The following is a 25,120-nucleotide window of genomic DNA, read 5'->3' as shown; positions in this document are numbered from 1 at the left end:
ATGAACTTTGAAACAGTTATTGGATTAGAAGTACACGTAGAGTTAAAAACGAACTCTAAAATCTTCTCTGCAGCACCGAATCACTTTGGCGCTGAACCAAATACAAATACAACCGTAATTGATCTTGGTTACCCTGGTGTACTTCCTGTGGTAAACAAAAATGTAGTAGATTTTGCTATGCGTGCAGCGCTTGCGTTAAATATGGAAATTGAACAACATACAAAGTTTGATCGTAAAAACTATTTCTACCCTGACAATCCGAAAGCTTATCAAATTTCTCAATTCGATAAGCCAATTGGTAAAAATGGTTGGATTGAAATTGAAGTAAACGGAGAGACAAAACGTATCGGGATTACTCGTCTTCATATGGAAGAAGATGCTGGTAAATTATCACATGCAGATGGCTACTCGTTAGTAGACTTCAACCGTCAAGGTACTCCTTTAGTAGAAATCGTATCGGAGCCAGACATTCGTACACCAGAAGAAGCATACGCATATCTTGAAAAATTAAAATCAATTATCCAATATACAGATGTTTCCGACTGTAAAATGGAAGAAGGTTCACTGCGTTGCGATGCGAACATTTCGTTACGTCCATACGGTCAAGAGGAATTTGGTACGAAAGCAGAGTTAAAGAACTTAAACTCTTTCAGCTTTGTACGTAAAGGTTTAGAGCACGAGGAAATTCGCCAAGCAGAAGTACTTTCTTCAGGTGGAATAATCGAGCAAGAAACTCGTCGTTATGATGAGAAAACTGGTAAAACAATTCTAATGCGTGTCAAAGAAGGAACAGATGACTATCGCTATTTCCCAGAACCGGATTTAGTAGACATCGTGATTGATGACGCATGGTTAGAACGAGTGCGTGCAGAAATCCCGGAACTTCCAGATGCTCGTAAAAAACGTTACATCGAAGAACTTGGACTTCCAGCATACGATGCAATGGTATTAACATTAACAAAAGAAATGTCTGATTTCTTTGAAGAAACAATTGCCCTTGGAGCTGATGCGAAGCTTGCTTCAAACTGGTTAATGGGTGAAGTTTCTGCATACTTAAATGCGGATCAAAAAGAATTAAAAGACGTTAAACTGACACCATCTAATCTTGCAGGGATGATCAAGCTAATTTCCGATGGCACGATTTCATCGAAAATCGCGAAAAAAGTGTTTAAAGAACTTGCGGATAACGGCGGAGACGCTGCAGAAGTTGTAAAAGCTAAAGGCTTAGTACAAATTTCAGACGAAGGCGCACTTCGTGAAATTGTCACAGCTACACTTGATGCAAATCCACAATCGATTGAAGACTTTAAAAACGGGAAAGACCGTGCAATTGGCTTCTTAGTCGGTCAAATTATGAAAGCAACAAAAGGACAAGCGAACCCACCACTTGTCAATAAAATCTTAAATGAAGAAATCGTAAAAAGATAATAACTAAAAGGATGACTCTCTAGGGTCATCCTTTTATTGTTGCTTGGGAATTTTCCTTTGTATGTGGTGACTTTCTCCATACAGCAAAAATTGAGCGGTAATATAGAGATAGTATGTCATAACATAGTATCCGCTTGGATTTCCGCTTCAGGGCGGAAGCTTTCCGTGGGGTGAGCGATGTGCCATCACCGACGCTACGCGTTCGCTTGCGATGGCACATCTGTCTCACTCATCCCACAGGAGTCGCCGCCTTCTGCTCCAACCAATCGGAGCTCACTATCTAAACGAAGATCTCGCAGGAGCTTGCGACGAGGAGGCTGAGGCAACGCCCGCGGAAAGCGTCCTCCCTGTAGCGGAATCTATTTATGGCGGATTATTAATATAAAGTCAATCATTATTTTTGTAACGAAATATTACCCTAAATTTTGTTAGCTCACTTATTTGTATTAGCTAGCAGAACGAAGTATACTAAAGTAAAAAGGGGGTAATTTTGAATGCCTACAGAACAACAATACTTTGAAAATGCAAAAACACTTACACAATATATGGATGATATGAACACAAAAAAAGAAGAGTCTTTTAGTATTTATGATCAATTCGAAGTTCCTGCGGATGATGAATTTATCGAATTATTAAAAGAAAAAGCACCACATGTACTCGCTATTACAGAAGACTGGTGTGGTGATGCAATGATGAATAATGCAATAGTGCGCAGAATTGCCGAAGCAGCTAGCCTTGAAGTACGAGCAGTATATCGAGATGAAAACCTTGATTTGATGGATCAATACTTAACGAATGGTGGACGCTCAATTCCTGTTTATTTATTGTTAAACAGCAACGGAGAAGTCATTTCCAAATGGGGACCGCGTGCTGAAAAAGTACAACAATTTGTAATGGAAGGTAGAGCGAAATTCCCAGACAAAGAAGATCCTACATTCGAAGAAGTGCAAAAAGCATTTTATGCACAAATGAGTAAAGAGTTTACCGACAATAAAGATTTCCATTTAGCGGTTTACGAAGACATAAGAAATAACTGGTTACAAGCGCTCCAAAAATAAAAAAAAAGAACTAAAGAGCGGGGCCGGCATAAGTCGGCTCTTTTAGTAATTTGGAATGAAACCTTTTCTTTAGTCGGGTAGTCTTTATGACTAGAAAGAATTGTGAAGCAGAAAGGAAATCTGTATGAAACGTGCAAGAATCATTTATAATCCAACTTCGGGGAGAGAACTTTTTAAAAAGCATCTACCAGATGTATTAGAGTCTTTAGAAATTGCAGGATATGAAACCTCTTGCCATGCGACTACTGGGGAAGGAGACGCAACTTCCGCTGCGAAAAAAGCAGTAGAAAATGGCTTCGACCTAATCATAGCTGCAGGTGGAGATGGCACACTAAACGAAGTGGTAGCCGGTGTAAGTGAAACTAAAAAACGACCTAAAATAGGGCTTATTCCTATGGGGACGACAAATGATTTTGCAAGAGCTTTGCATATTCCAAGAGATATTCAAAAAGCGGTGGAAATCATTATAAAAGGTGATACGATACCTGTGGATGTTGGACTTGTGAATAATGAGCGTTACTTTATAAATATTGCCGGTGGCGGACGTATTACCGAGTTGACATACGAAGTGCCGAGTAAGCTAAAAACAGTGCTTGGTCAACTGGCTTACTATTTAAAAGGTATAGAAATGCTTCCATCGATTAATGCTACGAAAGTTCGGATTGAATATGATGATGAAGTGTTTGAAGATGAAGCGATGATGTTCTTAGTTGGACTGACGAACTCAGTTGGAGGCTTTGAAAAACTGGCTCCTAACTCCAGTGTGAATGACGGTAATTTTTCATTATTAATTTTGAAAAAAGTTAATATGGCAGAGTTTATCCGTTTAGCGTCGCTGGCGATCCGTGGAGATCACTTAGAGGATCCACATGTTATTTACAAAAAGGCAAGGCAAATAAAAGTGACTTCAGAGGAAAAAGTGCTCCTTAACTTAGACGGTGAATATGGTGGCAACATTCCAGCAACATTCCAAAATTTATATCGACATATAGAGGTTTTTGTTCCGATTGATGAAATTCGTGAACAAGACAGACCGTGAAACTAGACCCAGCATTCAAAATAGAATGCTGGGTTTTTCTTTACTTTTATTTTTTGAAAGACGATGTTAGAACAATCTATTTTAGGGGTAAAATAGAGCAAAGGAAGTGATGTGCATGTATAAAAAACAAGAAAAATATTTGATATGGCTCGCATTTATTGTTGCAGGAATCATGGCGCTATCAATAGTAGGGAGAATTTTCGGGAGCTAAGGAGGGATAATGTATGGGAAATGAAGAAGCGGTTTTTTATAGTCGAGTGTTAACTGAATTGACCTTATCTTTTCATATTATTTATGCAACCATTGGGGTCGGTGTTCCGCTCATGATTATGATTGCCCAATGGATAGGGATTAAAAAGAATGACGAGCACTACATATTACTTGCTAGAAGATGGGCAAGAGGTTTTGTAATAACAGTTGCAGTAGGTGTTGTCACGGGAACTGCTATTGGGATGCAACTCTCACTTCTATGGCCAAACTTTATGGAGTTAGCTGGAAATGTCATTGCACTTCCATTATTTATGGAGACATTTGCATTCTTTTTTGAAGCCATTTTTCTAGGCATTTATTTGTACACATGGGATCGATTTGAGAACCAGAAGAAGCATTTATTATTACTTATTCCAGTAGCGATTGGGGCTTCGGCTTCAGCAGTATTTATAACTATTGTGAATGCTTTCATGAACGCTCCTCAAGGGTTCGATGTAGTGAACGGCGAGCTAGTGAATATTCGTCCGTTAATTGCCATGTTCAACCCAGCAATGCCTACGAAGGTTGCGCATGTTGTTGTAACGGCTTATATGACTGCAGCATTTGTGTTGGCAGCAATCGCCGCTTTCCGATTATTAAAAGGTTCGAATCATGTATATCATAAAAAAGCACTTTTTTTAACGATGAAGATCGGGCTTGTATTTTCTATTGCTGCAGCCATTATTGGGGATTTCTCGGGAAAATATTTAGCCGAGTATCAGCCGGAAAAACTAGCAGCTGCTGAATGGCATTTTGAAACAGAAAGAAACGCGCCGCTTATATTGTATGGTGTGTTGGATGATGGCGAAGTGAAATATGCCTTTAAAATTCCGTTTGCTTTAAGCATTCTTGCGCATTCAAATCCAACCGCAGAAGTAATTGGCCTAGACCAGTTTCCAGAAGATGAAGTTCCACCATTATATATTCATTATTTATTTAACGCGATGGTGACGATTGGTACATGGATGACTATACTGTCGGCGGCGTATTGGTTAGGAACACAGATGAAATGGAAGTTAGTAGAATCTAAACTGTTTCGCTGGTTAATCGTTTTAGGTGGACCACTTACTATATTAGCAATTGAAACGGGATGGTGGCTTGCAGAAGTGGGTAGACAGCCATGGATACTAAGAGGCTTGATGCGTGTAGAAGATGCTGCCACGACTAGTGGGCATGTAGATAAAATGTTAATCTTATTTTCCGGGCTATATTTAGTACTTGGGATCGGAAGTATTGTTGTATTGACTCGTATGTTTAAGCGGAATCCAGTAGAACAAGAGTTGGAAGATCGTCATGCTGAAAAGGGGGCTGACATTTCATGACATTAGAAATCATTGGTATTACGGTTCTATGGATGTTTTTATTTGGTTATTTAATCGTAGCCTCTATCGACTTTGGAGCAGGTTTTTTTAATGCATACAGCTTACTAACCGGAAGACAGCATATTTTGACGAATATAATCCAACGTTATTTATCCCCAGTTTGGGAAGTAACGAATGTATTTCTTGTATTTTTCTTTGTAGGGATTGTTGGATTTTTTCCGAAGACGGCATTTTATTATGGGACGACATTACTAGTTCCGGCTAGTATCGGGATTATTTTACTTGCCGTTCGTGGTTCTTATTACGCTTTTGAGACGTATGGCTCTCGAGGACATAAAGGGTATTCGTTTATGTACGGATTAGCTGGATTGTTTATACCGGCAGCATTGTCGATTGTACTAACAATTTCTGAAGGTGGTTTCATTGATATGGTGGATGGTTCACCCTCACTCGATTACTACGCATTATTTACAAGTCCATTGACTTGGGCGATTGTTGTACTTAGTCTTTCAGCTGTTCTCTATATTTCAGCCGTATTTTTAACATGGTATGCAAATAAAGCAGGAGATCGAGATGCAACAAAGTTAATGAGAAAATACGCGCTCATTTGGGCATTGCCGACGATCATTACTGCGGCAGGGATTATGGTTGAACTTCGCTCACATAATCCGGAGCACTACGATAATATGATGGACATTTGGTGGGCGTTTGGACTATCGTTTTTATTGTTTCTAGGAACGGTTAGACTGTTAGTTAAAAAAAGAAATTATGGATTGGCGTTCGGACTACTAAGTGGACAATTTCTCATCGCATTTTTCGCTTATGGTTTTGCACATCGTCCGTATTTACTTTATCCATACTTAACGATTTACGATAGCTTTACGAATGAAGCCATGGCGATTGCGCTCATTATTGCATTTATCGCAGGATTTGCGTTATTGATACCATCTCTTTATTTATTGTTACGTCTATTTTTATTCAATAAAGAGTATGTTCGGGGCAAAAAAGACAACCACGCATAAGGAGGAGCAGCATGACAAACTTTTTAATCTTTTACGCACCTTTTATTGTTCTGATTTTAGCAATTGTGGTAGCATTTTGGGCAGCTTCAAAAGATGGAGCAGTTAGGGATAAATGAACCTCGGAAATCCGAGGTTCTTTTTAATATGTGGTAAAATGGAAATAATATTGTTAGTGGAAGGATGAGAAAAGAATGAGGTATGACGTATTAATATTTGATTTGGACGATACACTGTTTGATTTTGGAATGACTGAGAAAAATGCACTTCATCGTTTATTTACGGAATATGGTTTACCTAATGGGTTTAATGATTATTTTGCTAGCTATAAAGCGATTTGTAATGTTTTATGGGATGATTTGGAACAAGGTCGAACCAACTTAGCAGAGTTAAAAGTAGAACGATTTAAACGTTTATTTTTGCAGGAAGCGTTAGATATAAATGCGGAAATATTTGGTCATCAATACATAGAGAATTTAGGAAAAGAAGTACATATAATTGAAGGCGTAGAAGAAATGTTTGCGAATCTTTCTGGCTGTAGATTTGCAGTTTTAACAAATGGGTTTACAATTGCACAGCATGCAAGAATAGGTGGATCTTCTTTGAGAGATTTGTTTGAGGTAATTGTTACTTCGGAGGAAGCTGGTTTTCAAAAGCCTCAGATAGAGATTTTTGAACACCTCTTGGACAAACTTCAAGTAACAGATAAATCTCGAGTATTGATGATTGGTGATTCCCTTTCATCGGATATTCATGGTGGGAATAATTTTGGTATTGACACTTGTTGGTTTAATCCGCATGTGAAACAGAATGTAACAATGATCCAACCAACTTACGAAATTCAAACATGGGATCAGTTGGTGGAAATAGTAAATACGGAAATAGTGGAAACTAAATAATTTGGAGAACCTGACATTAGGGTTCTTTTTTTACGCATTGGCGGATAGTTGGAGAGATAGGTTGTTTAGTTGTAATTTTGGAGTATTTAGTTGTAATCTTTCATTGGTTAGTTGTAAAAATAACAGCTTTAGTAGGAATAATGATTTTTCGGTCATAATTTTGGTATAATAAATCAATCAAAACAAGAACGGAGAAATAATTTGAATACACCAGTAAAAAAGAATGAACAGTTAACAGTCCATATAGAAGATTTAACACATGACGGAGCAGGAGTAGCAAAAGTCGATGGCTACCCGCTATTTATCCAGGGCGGATTGCCGAATGAAACAGTGGAAGTCCATGTTTTAAAAACATTGAAAAACTATGGCTTCGCTAAACTAACGAAAATTGTTGAACCATCTCCATTTCGAGTAGATGCACCATGCCCTGTATTCGGAGAATGCGGAGGCTGTCAATTACAGCATTTATCGTATGAAGGACAACTTGCGTGGAAAGAAAATATGGTCCGAAATGTGATGAAGCGTATTGGAAAAATAGATGCTCCTGTCCTTCCAGTTAAAGGGATGGAGAAACCATGGGAATACCGTAACAAATCTCAAATACCATTTGCCTTGGAAGATGGACAAGTACTCGCTGGATTTTATCAATCCAAATCTCATCGTATTGCAGATACAAATACTTGTTTAATCCAAAGCGACGAAGCAGACCGTTTGCTAAGAGCTGTTAAAGAAAAAGCTTTAGAGCTAGATTTAATCCCATACAATGAGGAAACAAAAAAAGGTCAATTACGCCATTTAGTCGTTCGAAAAGGGCGAGCAACTGGTGAAGTGATGGTCGTACTTGTGACAAGACATGCGAAGCTTTCAAAAAAAGAAACTATAATTGAGCTAATCCGTGAAGTAGAACCGAATGTTACTTCCATTATTCAAAATGTGAACGCCCGAAACACAAATGTGATTTTCGGAGATGAAACAAATGTCGTTTGGGGTAAAGGAGTTATCGAAGATTTAATTGGAGACGTGCGTTTTGAAATCTCAGCTCGATCTTTCTATCAAGTGAATCCAGTGCAAACAGAAGTACTTTACAAGCAAGCGCTCGATTATGCACAGCTTTCCGGTGATGAAACGGTAATTGATGCATATTGCGGAATCGGTACAATTTCATTATTCCTTGCACAACAAGCAAAACAAGTGTTAGGTGTAGAAATCGTTCCGCAAGCAATTGAAGATGCGAAACGAAATGCTGAGTTGAATGGATTTTCCAACACATATTTCGAGGCAGGTCCTGCAGAAGAAATCATTCCAAAATGGTACAAAGAAGGTAAAAAAGCCGATGTATTAGTAGTTGATCCACCTAGAAAAGGCTGCGACGAAGCTTTACTAACGACAATCATTGAGCAACGTCCAAAACGAGTAGTTTATGTCTCTTGTAACCCAGCGACACTTGCACGTGATCTTCGTATTCTAGAAAATGGTGGTTATAAGACAAAAGAAATTCAGCCAGTGGATATGTTTCCACAGACGACGCATGTTGAAGCGGTGGCGTGGTTGGAATTGGTTTAATAAAGTAAAAGTAGCTGTGTCGTAAATCTGATTGTAATAGGATTTTGCGACGCAGCTTTTTTGTGGTTATATATTGATGCTATGTTTGTTTAAGTAATGCATTTAGAGAAGAGATTTCTATATTTATTTCATTGCAATGAGTTACTATTCTCTAAACCCTAGTATATTTTATTTTCTAGTGAATAGAGTGTAGTGTAGTAAGTTTTTTGCTAACTTTTAACTAGGGGATGAATGTAATGGGAAAATTCAGTGGAAAAGTTGTACTAATTACGGGAGGATCTCGTGGACAAGGGGCTGCACATGCTAGAGCATTTGTTGAGGAAGGAGCAAAAGTAGTTATCACGGACGTCCTTGTTGATGCAGGACAAGCCTTAGCAATGGAGTTAGGTGGCAGCGCTGTATTTTTCAAACATGACGTGACATCTGAAGAGGAATGGTCATCGGTTGTGGAAGAAACTGAAGCGATATTTGGTCCAATTAATGTATTAGTCAATAATGCGGGAATTGTCATTAGTAAACCAATTGAAGAGACAACAGAAGCAGAATATCGAAAAGTGATTGATATTAACCAAGTCGGTGTATTTTTAGGGATGAAAGCAGTTATTCCTTCCATGAAGAAGACATCTGGCGGTTCAATTATTAACATTTCCTCAGTAGACGGCTTAAGAGGAAATCCAAACATGGTGGCGTATGATGCGTCGAAATTTGCTGTCCGTGGAATGACAAAAACAGTTGCACTTGAACTGGCACAATACGGGATTCGAGTAAACTCAATTCATCCAGGTTTAATTTTAACTCCTATGGTTGTGCAAGAAGATGTTGCGGATAGTGTTGATCAACTTGGAGAACATATCCCACTAAAACGCGGAGCTCAACCTGAAGAAGTATCAAAATTAGTATTATTCTTAGCAGAAGATGCAAGCTATTCTACAGGTTCGGAGTTTGTTATTGATGGTGGCTTAACAGCGAAGTTCTAAAGTTTGTAACAGTCGATTTGTCACATACTTTGTGATGAGTCGGCTTTTTTATAGCGTAGACTTTTGTTTTATTGAAATACCAGGCTTATACCAGAATTAATTATAAATTGAAGTGTATCAAGTTAGAGTTAGTGTAGAAATAAAAAGAGTGAATTCCAAATAAAGGGATTCAATCTTTTGGGTTGAAATGATGGATTATTCCTAATTATTCAGTTAACTAAGGTTTACAACAACTGATCCGATTGATATATTAATTGTTAATACCGAATAACAATAAATACAGAATAGGGAAAAGGGGTTTGAAAATGGATGCAAGATACCCAATTGGAAAATTACAAGTTCCTGAAAAAGTAAAATTTGAAAATATTCAAGAATGGTTAAAGGAAATTGAGACTTACACAATTCGACTGAGAGAAATTGTCGACTCATTAAGTGATGAGGAATTAAGCAAAACGTATCGTGAAGGTGCCTGGACTATTCGTCAGCTTGTGCACCACATTGTAGATTCTCAGTTGAATATGTATCAACGTTTAAAATTAGCTTTAACAGATGACAATCCAACAGTACCAGCTTTTAACGAAGAAAAGTGGGCTATTCAACCAGATACAGAGCTTCCTGTAGAGAGTTCTATTAAAATGTTAGAAGGTATAAATGAACGTATCGTTTCTTTAGGAAATAGTTTAACTGAAGAACAATTAGAACGAGTATTTACTCATCAAACAAACGGTAAAATTACAGTGGCAACAAAAGTTGCAAAATTAGCTTGGCACGAAGAGCATCACTTAGCCCATATAAAAATTGCATTATCAAAATGATATAATATATAGAAGTGGCTTATCGAGGTTCGATAAGCTATTTTTATAAATAAATCGTTTTATTCAACTAAATATTTGATGAAACATAAAAAGCAGACGGTTTGGAAGTGCAAAAATGCACCTCTAATTGGCCGTCTGCTCTTACTGTTGTCTTATGAAATCGAGCTAATATAGTTTAATAGCTTCTCTGTAGTAGCCCGAAAAAGTTGAAAAGTATGGTGTATTAGCGTCATCTAATAATGCTTGAGTTAGCTCTTTCTCAATAGGACGGAAATTGTCAGGACAGGCTTTCTTTCCATACCGATTGTCCACGACTAAAAACCGTCCCTGTGCACCCACTTCGTTAATGAATGTCTTGAATGACTTTTTCGAGGAATTCACCCATTCGCTTAACGGCCGGCTCTGAAAAATCAAAACTGACCCCAGTTTCTTTATAAATAGCTGCGATGGATTGATTGTAGTCCGTACTTGCACCTTTTTTAAAGGATTCGACAGCTTGCTCCGGGTTGTTTCGATAATTCTCAAGTATTTCTAGAGCACCAAGCATGGAGATGGAGTATTCAATCATATAGAAAGGAACTTGGAAATAATGAAGGGTACCTACCCAACTCATCCCAATTGCATCCTCAAGCCCGGAAGTATCGACAGGGTTTAGGCCATAACGTTTTGAGATTTCAAAGAATTTTTCATCACGCTCTTTGGCAGTGTGTTTTGGATTCGTATACATCCAATGTTGGAAGAGGTCCGCTGACAATGGGCCGAATAACATTGTAAATGCCCGTCTCAGCTCTTCCCGCTGTGCGCTTTTAAATTCTTCTTCTTCTGGATAAAATCGATCCAGCTTATCCAATAAGAGCAATTCCATCCCATGAGAATACAGTTCAGCAACTTCACTTCGATGTTGGTATTCTTCCAAAGGACCGTGCTCCGAAAACTCGAGGTACGCATTTACCGCATGGCCCATTTCATGAATTAATGCGATAAGAGAGAAAAAGGATGGACTAAAGTTCGCAAAAACAAAGGTATCCTCGGAAACGGGTAAGGTGGTACAGAAACCACCTGGGCTTTTCCCTTTCCGATCTCCAAGATCAAGTAACCCATGCTCTCTCATATAATCGAAACGGTCTGCAAAATATGGGTCGGTTTTCCCTAACATCTCAGAAACGCCATCCATAAGAGTAGACACCTCGGAGTATGGTGGATTTTTCAAGAGTTTAGCAGTGTTATCCCAAGGGCGATAAGTATCGACACCAAGCTTGGACTTAAAAACCTCTGCGAGTCGATTCCAAGCTGGAATAATATGTTTCTCTACATTTTCATGAAAGTCATAACAATCTTGGATGCTATACTCACGATTTTTGGCCACAAACATATAATCACGATAATTTTCAAAGCCTGCATTTAAAGCAATTTGATGACGTAGTTGAACGAGCTCATCCATAATGGCATCCATCTCGAACTTAATTTGACGATAGGCTGATATCATTGCGTGATAAGCTTTTTCTCGCACGGCTCTGTCTAGGTTATCGAGTTGGGATTCGATAAATGGAAAAGGCTTTTCCTCCCCTTCCCATTCAACTGTTAGTCCACCCATAATTTCACTATACTTAGTACAGAGTTCTTGTTCTTTTACAAACAATGGAATGTTTTCTTCTCGGAACAGTTTAATTTTGGACTCACGAACGCGTCGCATTAAGCCGAAACGGTTTTCATCTAATTGATTTATATAAGACGACTCACAGCATTTCTCATTCAATTTTGCTTCATATTTCATTAAAAGTGGTTGAATGACTTGCTGATCGTAAAGATAAGTTGACTTAATGTCCGCATCCTCTGTGTTTCGGTAGAAGTCGACTTCGTGACCTGTCATCGCCTCCTTGATTTTAATCATTAAATCTTTTTCATCTGTTAACCACTTTTCTAGGTCTGAAATGGATTCAATGGGAACATCAAGTAAACTTCGAATCTGAGCTTCGACCCCTTCTACATCTTGTAAATCAATTAATTCTTTATAATATTTATGACTTATATCTTGTGTCATAGATAACTCTCCTCCCCTTCAAATTATTTTAATTATCTTAATAATTATATTATAGGTTTCTAGTTATTAGATCTAGTTTTTTCAAAAATATCAACAATGGGCATTAATGGAAGATGATAGAATCTGCTTTTTTAACGGGATATAGCTTTATAAAACAAGTATAAACTCACCAAACGGCCCATGTGTTGCCACATACACTACATGGTTGGAACTAAAATAATTTAGTTGTATAATTATTTTAAGGAATATGAGAGTCCGCGCAGATTAGTCTATACCGTAGAGCTATGCATATTTAGAGTTTATAGTGAAGGTGAACCGAGCTTCTTTAGGAATGTTTTAAAGAAAGCTTCATCATCAAAAACGAAGTAATAGTAATGAGAGGATTTGGATTTTAATATGATAGATAATTTTTGGCGTGATTTACCGCGACCATTTTTTGTACTTGCACCAATGGAAGATGTAACAGATGTTGTTTTTCGTCACGTAGTAAGTAAAGCCGGTAGACCGGATGTATTTTTCACAGAGTTTACAAACTCGGATAGCTATTGTCATCCAGAGGGCATGAAAAGTGTGCGCGGCCGTTTGATTTTTACAGAAGATGAACAGCCAATGGTGGCACATATTTGGGGGGATAATCCCGAATATTTCCGTCAAATGAGTATTGGCATGGCAGAGCTAGGATTTAAAGGCATCGATATTAATATGGGCTGTCCTGTACCAAATGTAGCAACGAGAGGGAAAGGTAGTGGCCTTATCTTGCGTCCTGAAGTTGCGGCAGAGCTTATTCAAGCAGCAAAAGCGGGTGGACTGCCTGTCAGCGTGAAAACACGACTTGGCTATAACGATGTAAATGAGTGGGAGGAGTGGCTAACGCATATTTTAGAACAGGATATTGCGAACCTTTCTATTCATTTACGTACAAGAAAAGAAATGAGCCAAGTAGATGCGCATTGGGAGCTAATTCCGGAAATCAAAAAATTACGTGACCGTATCGCACCCAATACACTTTTAACAATTAACGGTGATATTCCTGACCGTGAAACTGGGCTAAAGCTTGCTGAGAAATATGGTATTGATGGCGTTATGATCGGGCGAGGTATTTTTAAAAATCCTTTTGCTTTCGAAAAAGAGCCAAAAGAACATAGCAGTAAAGAATACCTTGATCTTTTAAGATTGCAACTTGATCTTCAAGATCAATATGCGGAGCTACTACCACGGTCAATCACAGGGCTTCATCGCTTTTTCAAAATTTATGTCAAAGGATTTCGTGGAGCTGGTGAATTAAGAAATCAATTGATGAACACGAAATCAACAGATGAAGTGCGGGCAATGCTCGATAACTTTGGAAAAGAAAGTTAATGGGATGGGGAAAATAGTAGAATGATAAAAAACAGTGAGTAAAGATTCAAACTCACTGTTTTTATTCATTTTGATATCAATCAAAAATATAACTGATCACATCTATCGCTTGATCAACGGTTGCTACGGTTACATTTGCTTTGTTTGAAAGCTCTTTTAATGGGTGAATTAATGATTCAGGTCTAATGATAATCGTCGGCTTGTTCATGGCAATGGCCATGCTGGCGTCCATTGCTGTATTCCATTGTTTATATTTTTCACCGAATAAAGCTATAACGATATCTGCTTTCTGCATTAAGACTTGTGTTCTGAAATTATTAATATCTGATGCTGCATCATCTTTATAAAGATTAGATGGCTGTTTTCCTTGAATTTCTTCGCCGATATTGTCTGAACGATCATGGTTTGTTTGCGGGGCTACAAAATGAAGAGGAAGATCTTTTGCCTTTGCTTTTTGTGCAACTTCTTCTCTCCAATCATCATGAATTTGACCTGCTAAATAAACAATAAGTTCCATTCTAATTCCTCCAATATTATTTGACTGTAATTATATTGTATCTAATATTAATGAAGTTTTCAAAGCGAGCACCAAAAAGGACACTTTTTATTTCCATTTTTTAGTTGAATAAGCTATACTTTTAAAGCGGTATGAACAAAAAAATACATAAGTATCAAAAAAGAAATTAGTTTGAAACGGGGAAGATAAATGAATAAAATTACAAAACAAAAACCAAATAAACTGAAGATACTTTCAAAAGTATTATTGATTATTATTGGTGCTCTTATTGCGGCGTATGGCCTAGAAGCAGTATTAATCCCAAACAACGTTTCAGATGGTGGAGTGACAGGTTTAAGTATCGTGGGCTCACAACTATTTGGATTGCCATTAGGCCTTCTAATTGCAGTTATTAACCTTCCTTTTGTTTGGTTAGGATACAAGCAAATTGGTAAAAGTTTTGCTGTTTATTCGGTTATTGGCATTGCATCACTAGCAGCCGGTACTACCGTTATGCATAAGGTACCAACGATTATTCATGGTGATACGTTGTTAGTTACTGTTGTTGGTGGTATTATCATTGGTTTTGGTATGGGGTTAGCATTGCGTAATGGTGGCGCAATAGATGGAATTGATATGTTAGCTGTATTACTTTCTAAAAAATTGCCTTTTGGGACAAGTGATTTAATATTATTCTTAAATATGTTTGTCTTTATTGTTGTTTCAACAGTATTTGGTCTACAAGGGGCTATTCTTTCAGCAATCGCTTACTTTATTGCTTCTAAAGTAATTCACATTGTTGAAGAAGGTTTAAGTGGCTCTAAAACCTTTAAAATTATCACAAATCAACACGAATTAATGATTGAAACAATTCGCGTTAGATTAGGTCGTGGAGCAACATATAATGATGTTTACGGCGGTTATTCAAATGATCGTTTAAAGGAAATCACTTGTGTAATCAACCGTTTGGAAGAAAGTAAAATGAAAGAAATTATTAATGAAATTGACGCAAATGCCTTTATTACGGTCTATGACGTAGCAGAAGTTAAAGGTGGTAGTTTCACAAAGCGAGATATTCATTAATCCTGAACATAAACCCAACAGTACCCAATGTTGTCACATACACTCCAAACATGTAGAAACGGTGGTACTACTGGAACAAAAAGCCTGAATTATAAATTACAAATAGTCAAGCTATATGAAACGGTCAGTCTCGTGCAAGACGAGAGCCGTTTTTTTTTGTGGGTTAGACTTTACACCTACTTATCAAATCTAATGTATACTGAAGATATCCTGTTAACTTCATTCAGCAAATGGTTTTTTGTACCGAGAGTTTGCGACAGGTACAGAAGTTTCCCACTTCTATAAGTGGGGAGATTAATGCAAAAGGTTCTCAATTTTTGTGGGTCCAAACCCTGACTGAATGAAGTGAAAGCTTACGCTAAGGCGCATCTGATCAAAGCGGGATAATCTTTTTCTAGGAGATATACGATGAAATTAGATTGTTTAATTGTTGATGATGAGATTGCTCTAGCTGAAACAACTTGTGAATACTTTAATATGTTTGAAGTCAAAACGGAATTTGTGACAAGCGCGCAAGGATGCGAACGTTTTTTGGAGGAACATGAACCATCATTGATTCTTCTAGACATCAATCTTGGGGATGATTCGGGGTTTGATTTATGTAAAAAATTGCGTAAAACAACGCAGATTCCGATTCTATTTATAAGTGCTCGTTCTAGCGATGACGACGTGCTAATTGCGCTTAACATAGGTGGCGACGATTACATACAAAAGCCATATACACTAAGTATTTTACTAGCAAAAGTAAAAGCAGTACTTAAAAGATATGGCAGTGGTTCTAGCAACCAACAAGAAGTTTTAGAGTTTGGACAGATCCAAATTGATACGAAACTTCATCGTGTTCGAGTAAATGGTATTGATATTCAACTAAAGACAATGGAATATAAACTTCTGTCATATTTGGCGAAAAATAAAAACCGTATCATCACAAAAGATGAATTGTTTCAAAATGTATGGGGAGATTCCTTTGTAGGTGATGGTACCCTAAATGTACATATTCGACATTTACGTGAGAAAATTGAACGTAATCCAAAGGAACCGCAATATATAAAAACTGTGTGGGGAACAGGATATGTTTTAGAGGATACCAACCAATGAGAATAAAACTGCTAATTGTCATGATTTTGGCTGTTTTTGCTGCAGGAATTACTTTTTCAATAATGATTATTAGCAATAAAAATATTTCAGAAGTGGATCTTGTAGCCATAAATGATGTGGTTAAAACTGCCGAAAAAAATTGGGGAAAAGTTAGTGAAGAAACTTTTCACAACAGCGACATAAAACAACCATTTTCTATCATAGATCAATTAGAAAACGTGATTTACCAAACACCAGACAATCATTTTAACAATTTATTTGATTCCATAAAAAATAGAGATACATTAATAGATCTTAAGCAAAATAACGAAATTGTAGGGAAAATAATTATCCGTAATAACGAACAAGAAATAGTGGAACAAATGAAAAGTGAACTAGTCACATCTATCAGTTTGATATTTGGTTTATTAATGATTATTAGTATTCTTTATATTATTTATCTATATAGAACGTTATTGAGACCGTTTCAGCAGCTTCGAAATTTCGCAGCAAATGTGGCTAGGGGCAATTTAGACATACCTTTAAATATGGACAAGAACAATTACTTTGGTGCGTTCACGGAAAGTTTTGATTTATTACGTGAAGAACTAGGGTGTGCACGTCAAAGAGAGTATGAATCTAACCGTAGTAAGAAAGAGCTTGTTGCCACATTAAGTCATGATATTAAGACGCCTGTCGCTTCAATCAAAGCGGTTAGCGAATTAATGCTTATGCAGGCAAAAGACGAGAAGGTGATTAAGCAAGTGAATACTATCTATACGAAAGCAGAGCAAATTAACTTACTTGTTACGGATATGTTTCACGCCACTTTAGAAGAGCTCCAACAGTTAAAATTAACGGTATCCGAAGAATCGAGCGAAGTACTTGTTGATATGATTGAGAATGTCAATTATGATCATCAAATCGTCTATGATTTAATTCCACAATGTATTATTTTAACGGATCCCGTACGTATGCAGCAGGTAATAGATAATATTATCAGTAATTCATATAAATATGCCGGAACAAAGATCACTATTAAGTCTCAAATCAATCAGGGGTACCTTGAACTCCACATTATAGACTTCGGATCTGGAATTAGTGAAGAAGAATTACCTCTACTATTTAATAAATATTATCGAGGGAAAAATGTCGATGGCAAGAATGGTTCAGGCCTTGGTCTATATATATCGAAGTACTTCATGGAAAATATGTATGGCCAAATTAACTGTTACAACCTAAAAGATGGGTTTACTGTAGTCTTGAAAATCAAGCTTGCATAAATTTAAGAATTAGTTAAGAATTGCACAAAGATTTAATAAGAATTCATTTTGTATGATAAGACTGTAATCTTCATTACGGTCTTTTTTCTTTGGCGGATAGGAATGTATAAGTTTTCATAGATATCCGCATAAAAGACATCAACTCGACCTATTTTGGCCGAGTTGTGTTTTTCTAAAGTTAAAAATACAAACAGGAGCTTAATAAAGGGAGAGTGCTAAAAAAACATGACAAAGACAATTATTAAGACGGAGAAGCTATGTAAAACCTTTTCGAGCGGTGGAATTCAGCAACATGTTTTGAAAAATGTAGATATCAGTTTAGTTGAAGGGGATTTTACCATCATAATGGGTAGTTCAGGATCTGGGAAATCCACTCTACTTTACGCAATTAGTGGCATGGATAAACCAACATTAGGTGAAATCGATTTTGCTGGAAAAAATTTAGCTAAATTAAACAATGATCAACTAGCGATATTTAGAAGAAACAATTGTGGCTTTGTGTTTCAACAAATATATTTACTAGATAATATGAGCGTACTCGATAATGTACTGGCAAGTGGTCTTTTAGTAAATAAGAATAAGCGTGAGCTCGTACAAAAAGCGAAAGAATTATTAATTCAGGTGGGGATCAATGAAAACACATGGTCTAAATTTCCGACACAACTTTCCGGTGGTGAGGCACAGCGAGTTGGAATTGTTCGTGCATTGATTAACAGTCCGAGAATACTATTCGCAGATGAACCAACCGGTGCATTAAACTCTGCATCTAGTGATAGTGTGTTAGATGTATTAACAAATGTAAATCGAAATGGGCAAAGTATTGTCATGGTCACTCATGATATGAAAACAGCATTGCGCGGAAATCGAATTTTATATTTGCGAGATGGTGTCATTTGTGGTGATTTGCAGTTAAGTGTATACAGTGAACAAAAGAATATCGAACGGCATGAAAAGCTCCAACATTTCCTAGCAGAAATGGGGTGGTAAGGTGAAAATCATGAATCTAGCTATGGCGAATATTAGAAAAAGTAAATCTGCTACCGTTTCTTTATTTATATTCATTTTGGTTGCTGCGCTACTTCTGAATATTGGCCTAATGGTCATTATTCAACTAAATGCATTTTTTGATCAGAAAGTTGAACAATTAAACGATCCTCATGTAACGATTGTGATGGATCAATCAAGTTATCATTCGATCCACGAAGAATTTTTAGCAAACTATTCTGGGGTAAAAGAGACTGAAACAGAAGAGATTATCAATATGAACACTGCTAATTTCAACTTTGGTAATGGGGAATTATCGAGCAGTGCTGTTATTTTTAATGCGGATGCTGATCGTAATATTGGACCGTTAAAGATGATTGAAAAGCTAAATACATCGAGTACCAATGATATTTTTGTGCCTTATAGTTTTAAAACAAATGGCAGTTATGAATTAGGTGATGATTTTACCATCACTTATCAAGACAAGGAATATGAATATCGAATTGCTGGATTCTTTGAAACAACGATAATGGGTACAAATAACATCGGAGTTATGAAATTTATGTTACCAAAGACTTCCTATCAAACATTAGCAGACGAACTAGACAATCAATCAAAAGGGTTGATCATATCGGCAGTGATGGAAGACCAAACACAATCTTCGAAGTTGGAAAATGATTTTATTCAGAATGTAAAGGAATCTCAATTAGAGGAATCGACTTTAAACATTTGGGGTTTAAATATTGAACTAGTAAAAAACGTAAACACATTGACTATTAACATAGTGGCTACAATATTAGTAGCTTTTGCAACAATTATTGTGCTTGTTTCACTAATTGTCATTAAGTTCCGTGTTTCAAATAACATGGAAGACGGAATGGCAAATATAGGAGTGCTGAAAGCAATTGGCTATACAAGTGGGCAAATTCTTTCATCCATTATTCTGCAGTATATCTTGATTGCTCTTTGTGCGAGCGTGGTAGGAATTGCATTGTCATATGCTCTAATGCCTCTGATTGGAGGTATTATTTCAACCTTATCTGGATTAGTATGGCTTCAAAGCTTTGATATGAACGTTAACTTAATCAGTCTATTCCTTGTGACGATTTGTGTTGTAATCGTAACATTATTATCGGCCTTCCGTGTACGAAAAATTCTCCCCGTTGCGGCACTCCGTGGAGGTATTCAAACACATAGTTTTAGAAAAAATCACATTCCTTTGGAGAAAGCGAAAGGTGGTCTTCATTTTTTACTTGCTATTAAATCAATGTTGGCAAATGCAAAACAAAATATAATGATTATTATAATCATTATGGCTTTAACTTTTGCCACAGTCTTTTCAGTAGTGCTATATTACAATATTGCTTTTGACAAAACCGCATTTGTTAACTTATTCGGATCAGAACCTGCAAATGTGTTTATAGCTGTTAAGCCAGATGCAGATACAAGAGATCTTTTGAGAGACGTTGAACAAATGGACCATGTAAGGAAAGTGAATATATTCGACATTATTAATACAAAAATTGATGGTCAAACTGTATATACAAACGTTACCAATCATTATAACCAATTAGAAAATAATATTGTTTATGAAGGACGACAGCCACTGCATGAAAATGAAATATCCATCTCATGGGTTGTATCTAGTCAAATCAATAAAGGAATTGGTGATACAGTTGAAGTGGAATATAGGGCTAAAACAAAAAGTTATTTGGTAACGGGACTCAGTCAATCAATTGGTAATTTAGGTCAGGTAGCCGCAGTAACAATGGAAGGAATTCAGCAATTACAATCAGATTATAAAGGTACTACCCTTTATGTATATTTAGACGGAATATCGAACAAAGACTTTATCAAAAATGTCCAGGAACAGTACGGGAACTATATAGTTGAAACAATAGATATCGATGAAAATATAGAAAGTCAAACGAGTATGTATACAGCTGCAGTATTTGCTGTTATGGTGATGGTTTTAATAATTACTGTTCTAGTAGTTGTAATGATTCTATATCTAGTCATTAAAACGATGATTACAAAGCGTAAGAAAGAGTTTGGTGTAATGAAAGCAATAGGCTATTCAACGATTCAACTGATGAATCAAATATCCATCAGTTTTCTACCTGTGATCATTACAGGTGTTGCGATTGGTGGTGTACTTGGGCTATTTTGCACTAATCCCATGCTTTCCGTATTACTTTCTAGTGCAGGGGTTAAACGTTTGGATTTTATCATTCATTTACCAATTATTCTAATGATTTGTGTAGGAATCCTTATTTTAGCCTACATAATCTCAATGTTAGTATCTCGAAGAATTAAGAAAATTTCTGCTTATAGTTTAATTACAGAGTAATGGAAAGCAGAGAAATCATGCATAGTTTTGTATTAACTATTTCATTAGTATTTATTGTTGAACAAGTAGTATAAAAACTCTATACAAAGGCAACTAGCAGTTCGTTAGTTGCCTTCTTTTTAAATGAGCTGCGAGACACACACTACCATGAATCTGACCTGTTAAATAAACAATAAGTTTCATTCTAATTCCTCCAATACTATTTGACTTTAATTATATAGTAATTGTGAGTCTATATCATTTTATGGTATAGACTTTTATATTTTCAGAAAGGAAGTAACCACATGCAGTAAACGAACAATCAATACTAGAATGCAATAAAAAAATTAACAAACAATCCTTCGAAACTGGTTATCTTCTTGGTAAGTCAGGCTTAAGGGATTGTAATTCAGCCTTTTAATCTCAATTAAAGTGATATAAATATTATTTTGAAGATACTAAACAAATAAAGGGAAAAATGGTATTAATTTTAAAGAGACTCACAAGGAAAAATTTTATAAAATAGTAAAGAGTTATCTTAAAATTAACATCAAGAATGGAGGAACAAGAATGCAAGCAAGTTTGGAGTGGGTTGACATAAACAAAATACTTCCAAATCCATTAAATCCAAGAAGAGATCATTCAGTTAAATCTAAAGAAATGCAGGACATAATAAATTCAAAAGGTTGGGAAGAAGGGATTACATGTTATAAAAATAGAGAGTTTTATATAATTTTATCAGGACATAGGAGATGGTATGCGGCTAAAACAATGGGTACTCAACAAGTACCAGTATTCATAGTAGAATCACCAAAAAACGAGGCTGAAGAGTTGGAACGCTTGGGTTCAGTTCAGGGGGGGCAAGTAGATTGGAACCCATACGAGTGGGCAAAGTATACATACGATATGTGGAAAAATCTAAATGAGATTTCGTATTCAGAACTATCAAAAAAATTGGGTGTTACACAAGGTCTTATTTCTGCAAGAATACGAGTATATCAGTACTATCCTAGAATAGAAATAGAGGATAAATTGGAAAATGGAATGTATTCAATAACAATGTTATATTATATTAATTTGTGGATAAACAAATTAAAAAAATATAACAAAGATGTTGTAGATGCCATGGGTGAAGATTTCATTAGAAAACAATTACTAAAAAAATATGAGAACAAATGTTTTAATAGTCAAATTGTAAACGATAAAATTTTTGTTAATTCTGCAAACTCGCAAAAGATAATAGATTTTCTATCTGATATAAATAAAAATTTATCCGATTGCCAAATGGAAATTTCCTCAAAAATACAAGTGAAAAATAGCGATATTATTCAAAATAGCCTAGAGATTAATGCGACAATTAGTGATATTAAAAAGATAAAATGTCGAACTAAGAAAGAAGCAGAAAAACTTATAGATGAATTGAATAAACTATTAACGGTCGTCAGTGATAAAAGTAATTTTATAAATAAACAAATTGACCTAAAATAAATGGCAGAAAATGGAGTATATATGGAAAAAATAAAATTAATATGGGTAAGTATTAATGATGTAATACCTAATCCTTTAAATCCACGTAAAAATCATTCTACAAAGTCTGAAGAGATGCAGAGAATAATTAAAAGCAAGGGTTGGGAAACTGGGATAACATGTTATAAAAAAGAATCAAAGTATGTGATTCTTTCGGGGCATCGTCGGTGGTTTGCAGCTCAACAATTGGGAATAAAAGAAATACCTGTTCTTCTTGTACATGCACCGAAATCGGAGGCAGAAGAACTCGATCGGTTAGGTTCAGTACAGGGAGGCAAAGTTGATTGGAGTGTATATGAATGGTCCAAATATACCTATGAAATGTGGATCGTGTGGAATAAATGTTCTTATAAAGAGCTTGCACATAAAATGAATATTAGTGAGTCACAAATTGCAAGTAGAGTTAAAGTATTTCAATATTATCCTCATAGTGAAATTGAAGAAAAATTAGCAAATGGAATCTATACTTTATCTGCATTGTACACATTAATTATATGGTTAGACAAACTTCAAAAAGAAAAACCAAATTTGGTTAAGCATTATAAAGAAGAAATGATTAGAAAAACAATGTTACGTAAAATTGAAATGAAATTGGTCAGTGTTAATGATTTGAGAAATGAAACTTTTATTGAATTATCAAGTGATGAACATATGACTAATTTTCTTCTACATCCAGAAAAGAGACTCTCTGATGTACTTTATGAAATTAGTGGGGAAGAAGTAAAATATAGGAACAATAGTCGGTTGAAAACGCATTTAATGAAGCTGAATAATAAACAAATCCAAATAAATAAAATGGATTTTGAAGAATCAAAGGATGCGAAAATTTTGCTATCTAATTTGAGCGAACTTCAAAAAGAGATTTTAAATAAACAAGAGGAATTAAAGAAAATTTTAGGAAAGTAAGTTGGTTCTATTTTTTTAAAAGAAACAATTACAACTCTATCTGAAACTGAAAAAAAGCAAAAATGGACAAAAACGGTATCTTTTTACATTATAAGAAAAAACTATAGATATCCTAGTCTAATATTGTTATCAATAATTGTATTACTTCACCCTGAGTTTACTTTTTTACTTCCCAAAAGCCCTATATATAAACTTTAATGCCAAGTGGAATAACAGTTGAATCTATTGAGGTAACTTTTGTATTTGTTTTTTAAAAGATTATTTCAAATTAAAGGTAATACTGGAATAGCCCTTGCATGAAGCTATATAATCTGTAGTTTCCACTGTGATTTGCATTGGAACTTCATTATTTGTCAAAGCATTTCAGTTGAACTTGTCTTTGGTTTTTGTGCTGTAGTAATTATTTTTCAGTTACTGACGTGTAAATTGTTCATCAAAGATTACTAGACCTATTCAAGAATGAATGAGATTGGAATGTAGTTGGTTCTATTTTTTAAAATTGATGAAACTGTTACTTGATATCTAGGGCTATATCCCGTAATATGTTACCATGTTTAACTGTATATTGTTCTTGTTGTGCAATTGTTAGGATATTCCAAGAATGAATATGCTCAGTTGAAAAAAGATTCACTTATTAAATTGCTTCTATATATGTATTATTTGCATGTGCTAAATCTCAAAGAGTAACTCCTTTTAGTAAGGTAATCGTTGATTCTAGACACTAACTGTAACTAAATCCTTATCCCTACTCTGTTTTGGAAAAAAGAGTGGAAGCACAATTTTTTTGCAACTCGAAAAAAACGAAGCATTAATGTAAGGGAGAATATAGTAGGAATGATAAACGAGAAAAAGTTTATACTTTTTCTTTTTTTGTTAATTCAAAAAATCTCTAAAGTGTTGATATGTACTGAAACATATGAAAATGAGTATTTATAAAGTAGTGATTTATTTAAAACATGTTAACTATTCAGTGGAAAAATAAAGGTGTGTAATTTATAAAGTCGTTTAAAAACAAATAAATAGAGTTTAATGTTACAGTAAGAAAGAATATTTTAAAAGTGAGTAGGAGAACAAACATGATTGAGATAAAAACATCTTCATTAAGTGATGGAGAATTCAACAGAGGGGTATTTGCTACATGCGATATCAAAAAAGGAGAACTTTTACATGAGGCACCCGTTATTTCTTATCCAAACGACCAACATCAACACATTGAACAAACTCTACTAGCTGATTACGCTTTTGAGTATGGTATAAATCACTCTGCTATCCTTCTTGGTTATGGAATGTTGTTTAATCATTCTTATGAACCAAATGCGATGTATGAGATTAACTTTAAAAATCATACATTTGACTTCTATGCTTACTCAGATATAAAAGCAGGCGATGAAATTCTAATCAATTATAATGGAGACGTTGATGACAATGAACCATTGTGGTTTAATCAGGAATAAAAAATATAGATGTTATTCTTGACGATTTGCCATTTATCAAAGTAACTGATAAACGTAGAAGAAAACTTCATAACACAAATACCAAAATCGAGATACGTACTGTTTGTACGCTGTCTCGTTTTTTTGTGTTTAAAATAGAAGAAATATAACTACTCCTATAAAGTGTTTTTCGAATATTTCGGAATCAATAAAACATATGATAGTAGATAAAT

The 25,120-nt window shown here is 35.6% G+C and carries 21 protein-coding genes; 19 read left to right on the top strand and 2 right to left on the bottom strand.

Annotated elements, in window-relative coordinates; all coding sequences use genetic code 11:
* From gatB to ACIQYS_RS11935, 10 genes are all read left to right on the top strand, one after another.
* Positions 1-1,428, top strand: a complete 1,428-nt coding sequence (gatB, locus tag ACIQYS_RS11980; protein WP_402979729.1) for an Asp-tRNA(Asn)/Glu-tRNA(Gln) amidotransferase subunit GatB — start codon at positions 1-3, stop codon at positions 1,426-1,428.
* Between the two features lie 494 nt (positions 1,429-1,922).
* Positions 1,923-2,486, top strand: a complete 564-nt coding sequence (locus ACIQYS_RS11975; protein ID WP_402979725.1) for a thioredoxin family protein — start codon at positions 1,923-1,925, stop codon at positions 2,484-2,486.
* Positions 2,487-2,610: 124 nt separating this feature from the next.
* Positions 2,611-3,525, top strand: a complete 915-nt coding sequence (locus ACIQYS_RS11970) for a diacylglycerol kinase (protein WP_402979721.1) — start codon at positions 2,611-2,613, stop codon at positions 3,523-3,525.
* A 224-nt stretch (positions 3,526-3,749) separates the two neighbouring features.
* Positions 3,750-5,096 carry a cytochrome ubiquinol oxidase subunit I gene (locus tag ACIQYS_RS11965; protein ID WP_402979718.1) on the top strand — a complete coding sequence of 449 codons (1,347 nt, stop codon included), beginning with the start codon at positions 3,750-3,752 and terminating at the stop codon, positions 5,094-5,096.
* A complete protein-coding gene (locus tag ACIQYS_RS11960; protein WP_402979715.1) occupies positions 5,093-6,118 on the top strand; it encodes a cytochrome d ubiquinol oxidase subunit II in 1,026 nt (341 codons plus the stop codon). Before ACIQYS_RS11965 ends, ACIQYS_RS11960 begins: the two co-directional genes overlap by 4 nt.
* 11 nt (positions 6,119-6,129) lie before the next feature.
* Positions 6,130-6,234 carry a cytochrome bd oxidase small subunit CydS family protein gene (cydS, locus tag ACIQYS_RS11955; protein WP_402979712.1) on the top strand — a complete coding sequence of 35 codons (105 nt, stop codon included), beginning with the start codon at positions 6,130-6,132 and terminating at the stop codon, positions 6,232-6,234.
* 75 nt (positions 6,235-6,309) lie between these two features.
* A complete protein-coding gene (locus ACIQYS_RS11950) occupies positions 6,310-7,014 on the top strand; it encodes a YjjG family noncanonical pyrimidine nucleotidase (protein WP_402979709.1) in 705 nt (234 codons plus the stop codon).
* Between the two features lie 201 nt (positions 7,015-7,215).
* The gene (rlmD, locus tag ACIQYS_RS11945; RefSeq protein WP_402979706.1) at positions 7,216-8,577 is read left to right on the top strand and encodes a 23S rRNA (uracil(1939)-C(5))-methyltransferase RlmD; all 1,362 of its coding nucleotides are present in this window, start codon (positions 7,216-7,218) and stop codon (positions 8,575-8,577) included.
* A 236-nt stretch (positions 8,578-8,813) separates the two neighbouring features.
* Positions 8,814-9,554 (top strand): SDR family NAD(P)-dependent oxidoreductase, encoded by a 741-nt coding sequence (locus ACIQYS_RS11940; RefSeq protein ID WP_402979703.1) that lies wholly within the window; start codon positions 8,814-8,816, stop codon positions 9,552-9,554.
* 305 nt (positions 9,555-9,859) lie between these two features.
* Positions 9,860-10,369, top strand: a complete 510-nt coding sequence (locus tag ACIQYS_RS11935) for a YfiT family bacillithiol transferase (RefSeq protein WP_402979700.1) — start codon at positions 9,860-9,862, stop codon at positions 10,367-10,369.
* A gap of 343 nt (positions 10,370-10,712) precedes the next feature.
* Here the strand turns inward: ACIQYS_RS11935 and ACIQYS_RS11930 are convergent, their stop codons facing one another.
* Positions 10,713-12,410 (bottom strand): M3 family oligoendopeptidase, encoded by a 1,698-nt coding sequence (locus ACIQYS_RS11930; RefSeq protein WP_402979697.1) that lies wholly within the window; start codon positions 12,408-12,410, stop codon positions 10,713-10,715.
* 396 nt (positions 12,411-12,806) lie between these two features.
* Here ACIQYS_RS11930 and ACIQYS_RS11925 point away from each other — a divergent pair, with 396 nt between their 5' ends.
* Complete coding sequence (locus ACIQYS_RS11925; RefSeq protein WP_402979694.1) at positions 12,807-13,769, top strand: tRNA dihydrouridine synthase; 963 nt, start codon at positions 12,807-12,809, stop codon at positions 13,767-13,769.
* A gap of 76 nt (positions 13,770-13,845) precedes the next feature.
* Here ACIQYS_RS11925 and ACIQYS_RS11920 read toward each other — a convergent pair whose 3' ends face one another.
* Positions 13,846-14,286: a YtoQ family protein gene (locus tag ACIQYS_RS11920; RefSeq protein WP_402979691.1), complete on the bottom strand. Its 441-nt coding sequence runs from the start codon at positions 14,284-14,286 to the stop codon at positions 13,846-13,848.
* A gap of 189 nt (positions 14,287-14,475) precedes the next feature.
* Here ACIQYS_RS11920 and ACIQYS_RS11915 point away from each other — a divergent pair, with 189 nt between their 5' ends.
* From ACIQYS_RS11915 to ACIQYS_RS11880, 8 genes are all read left to right on the top strand, one after another.
* Positions 14,476-15,348 (top strand): YitT family protein, encoded by an 873-nt coding sequence (locus tag ACIQYS_RS11915; RefSeq protein ID WP_402979688.1) that lies wholly within the window; start codon positions 14,476-14,478, stop codon positions 15,346-15,348.
* 408 nt (positions 15,349-15,756) lie between these two features.
* Complete coding sequence (locus tag ACIQYS_RS11910; protein WP_402979685.1) at positions 15,757-16,446, top strand: response regulator transcription factor; 690 nt, start codon at positions 15,757-15,759, stop codon at positions 16,444-16,446.
* Complete coding sequence (locus ACIQYS_RS11905; protein WP_402979682.1) at positions 16,443-17,708, top strand: HAMP domain-containing sensor histidine kinase; 1,266 nt, start codon at positions 16,443-16,445, stop codon at positions 17,706-17,708. The genes ACIQYS_RS11910 and ACIQYS_RS11905 overlap by 4 nt, the downstream gene beginning before the upstream one ends.
* Positions 17,709-17,933: 225 nt before the next feature.
* Entirely contained in the window at positions 17,934-18,695 is a 762-nt protein-coding gene (locus ACIQYS_RS11900; RefSeq protein ID WP_402979679.1) for an ABC transporter ATP-binding protein, read from the top strand.
* Between the two features lie 10 nt (positions 18,696-18,705).
* The gene (locus tag ACIQYS_RS11895; protein WP_402979808.1) at positions 18,706-21,042 is read left to right on the top strand and encodes an ABC transporter permease; all 2,337 of its coding nucleotides are present in this window, start codon (positions 18,706-18,708) and stop codon (positions 21,040-21,042) included.
* Positions 21,043-21,591: 549 nt separating this feature from the next.
* A complete protein-coding gene (locus ACIQYS_RS11890; protein WP_402979676.1) occupies positions 21,592-22,509 on the top strand; it encodes a ParB/RepB/Spo0J family partition protein in 918 nt (305 codons plus the stop codon).
* A 21-nt stretch (positions 22,510-22,530) separates the two neighbouring features.
* Positions 22,531-23,454 carry a ParB/RepB/Spo0J family partition protein gene (locus ACIQYS_RS11885; RefSeq protein ID WP_402979673.1) on the top strand — a complete coding sequence of 308 codons (924 nt, stop codon included), beginning with the start codon at positions 22,531-22,533 and terminating at the stop codon, positions 23,452-23,454.
* Between the two features lie 1,076 nt (positions 23,455-24,530).
* Positions 24,531-24,908 (top strand): SET domain-containing protein, encoded by a 378-nt coding sequence (locus ACIQYS_RS11880; RefSeq protein ID WP_402979670.1) that lies wholly within the window; start codon positions 24,531-24,533, stop codon positions 24,906-24,908.
* Positions 24,909-25,120: the final 212 nt, after the last annotated feature.

It is taken from the genome of Psychrobacillus sp. NPDC096426 (genome assembly GCF_044762745.1).
Classification (GTDB): domain Bacteria; phylum Bacillota; class Bacilli; order Bacillales_A; family Planococcaceae; genus Psychrobacillus.
This window is presented reverse-complemented; position numbering and strand designations above follow the sequence as displayed.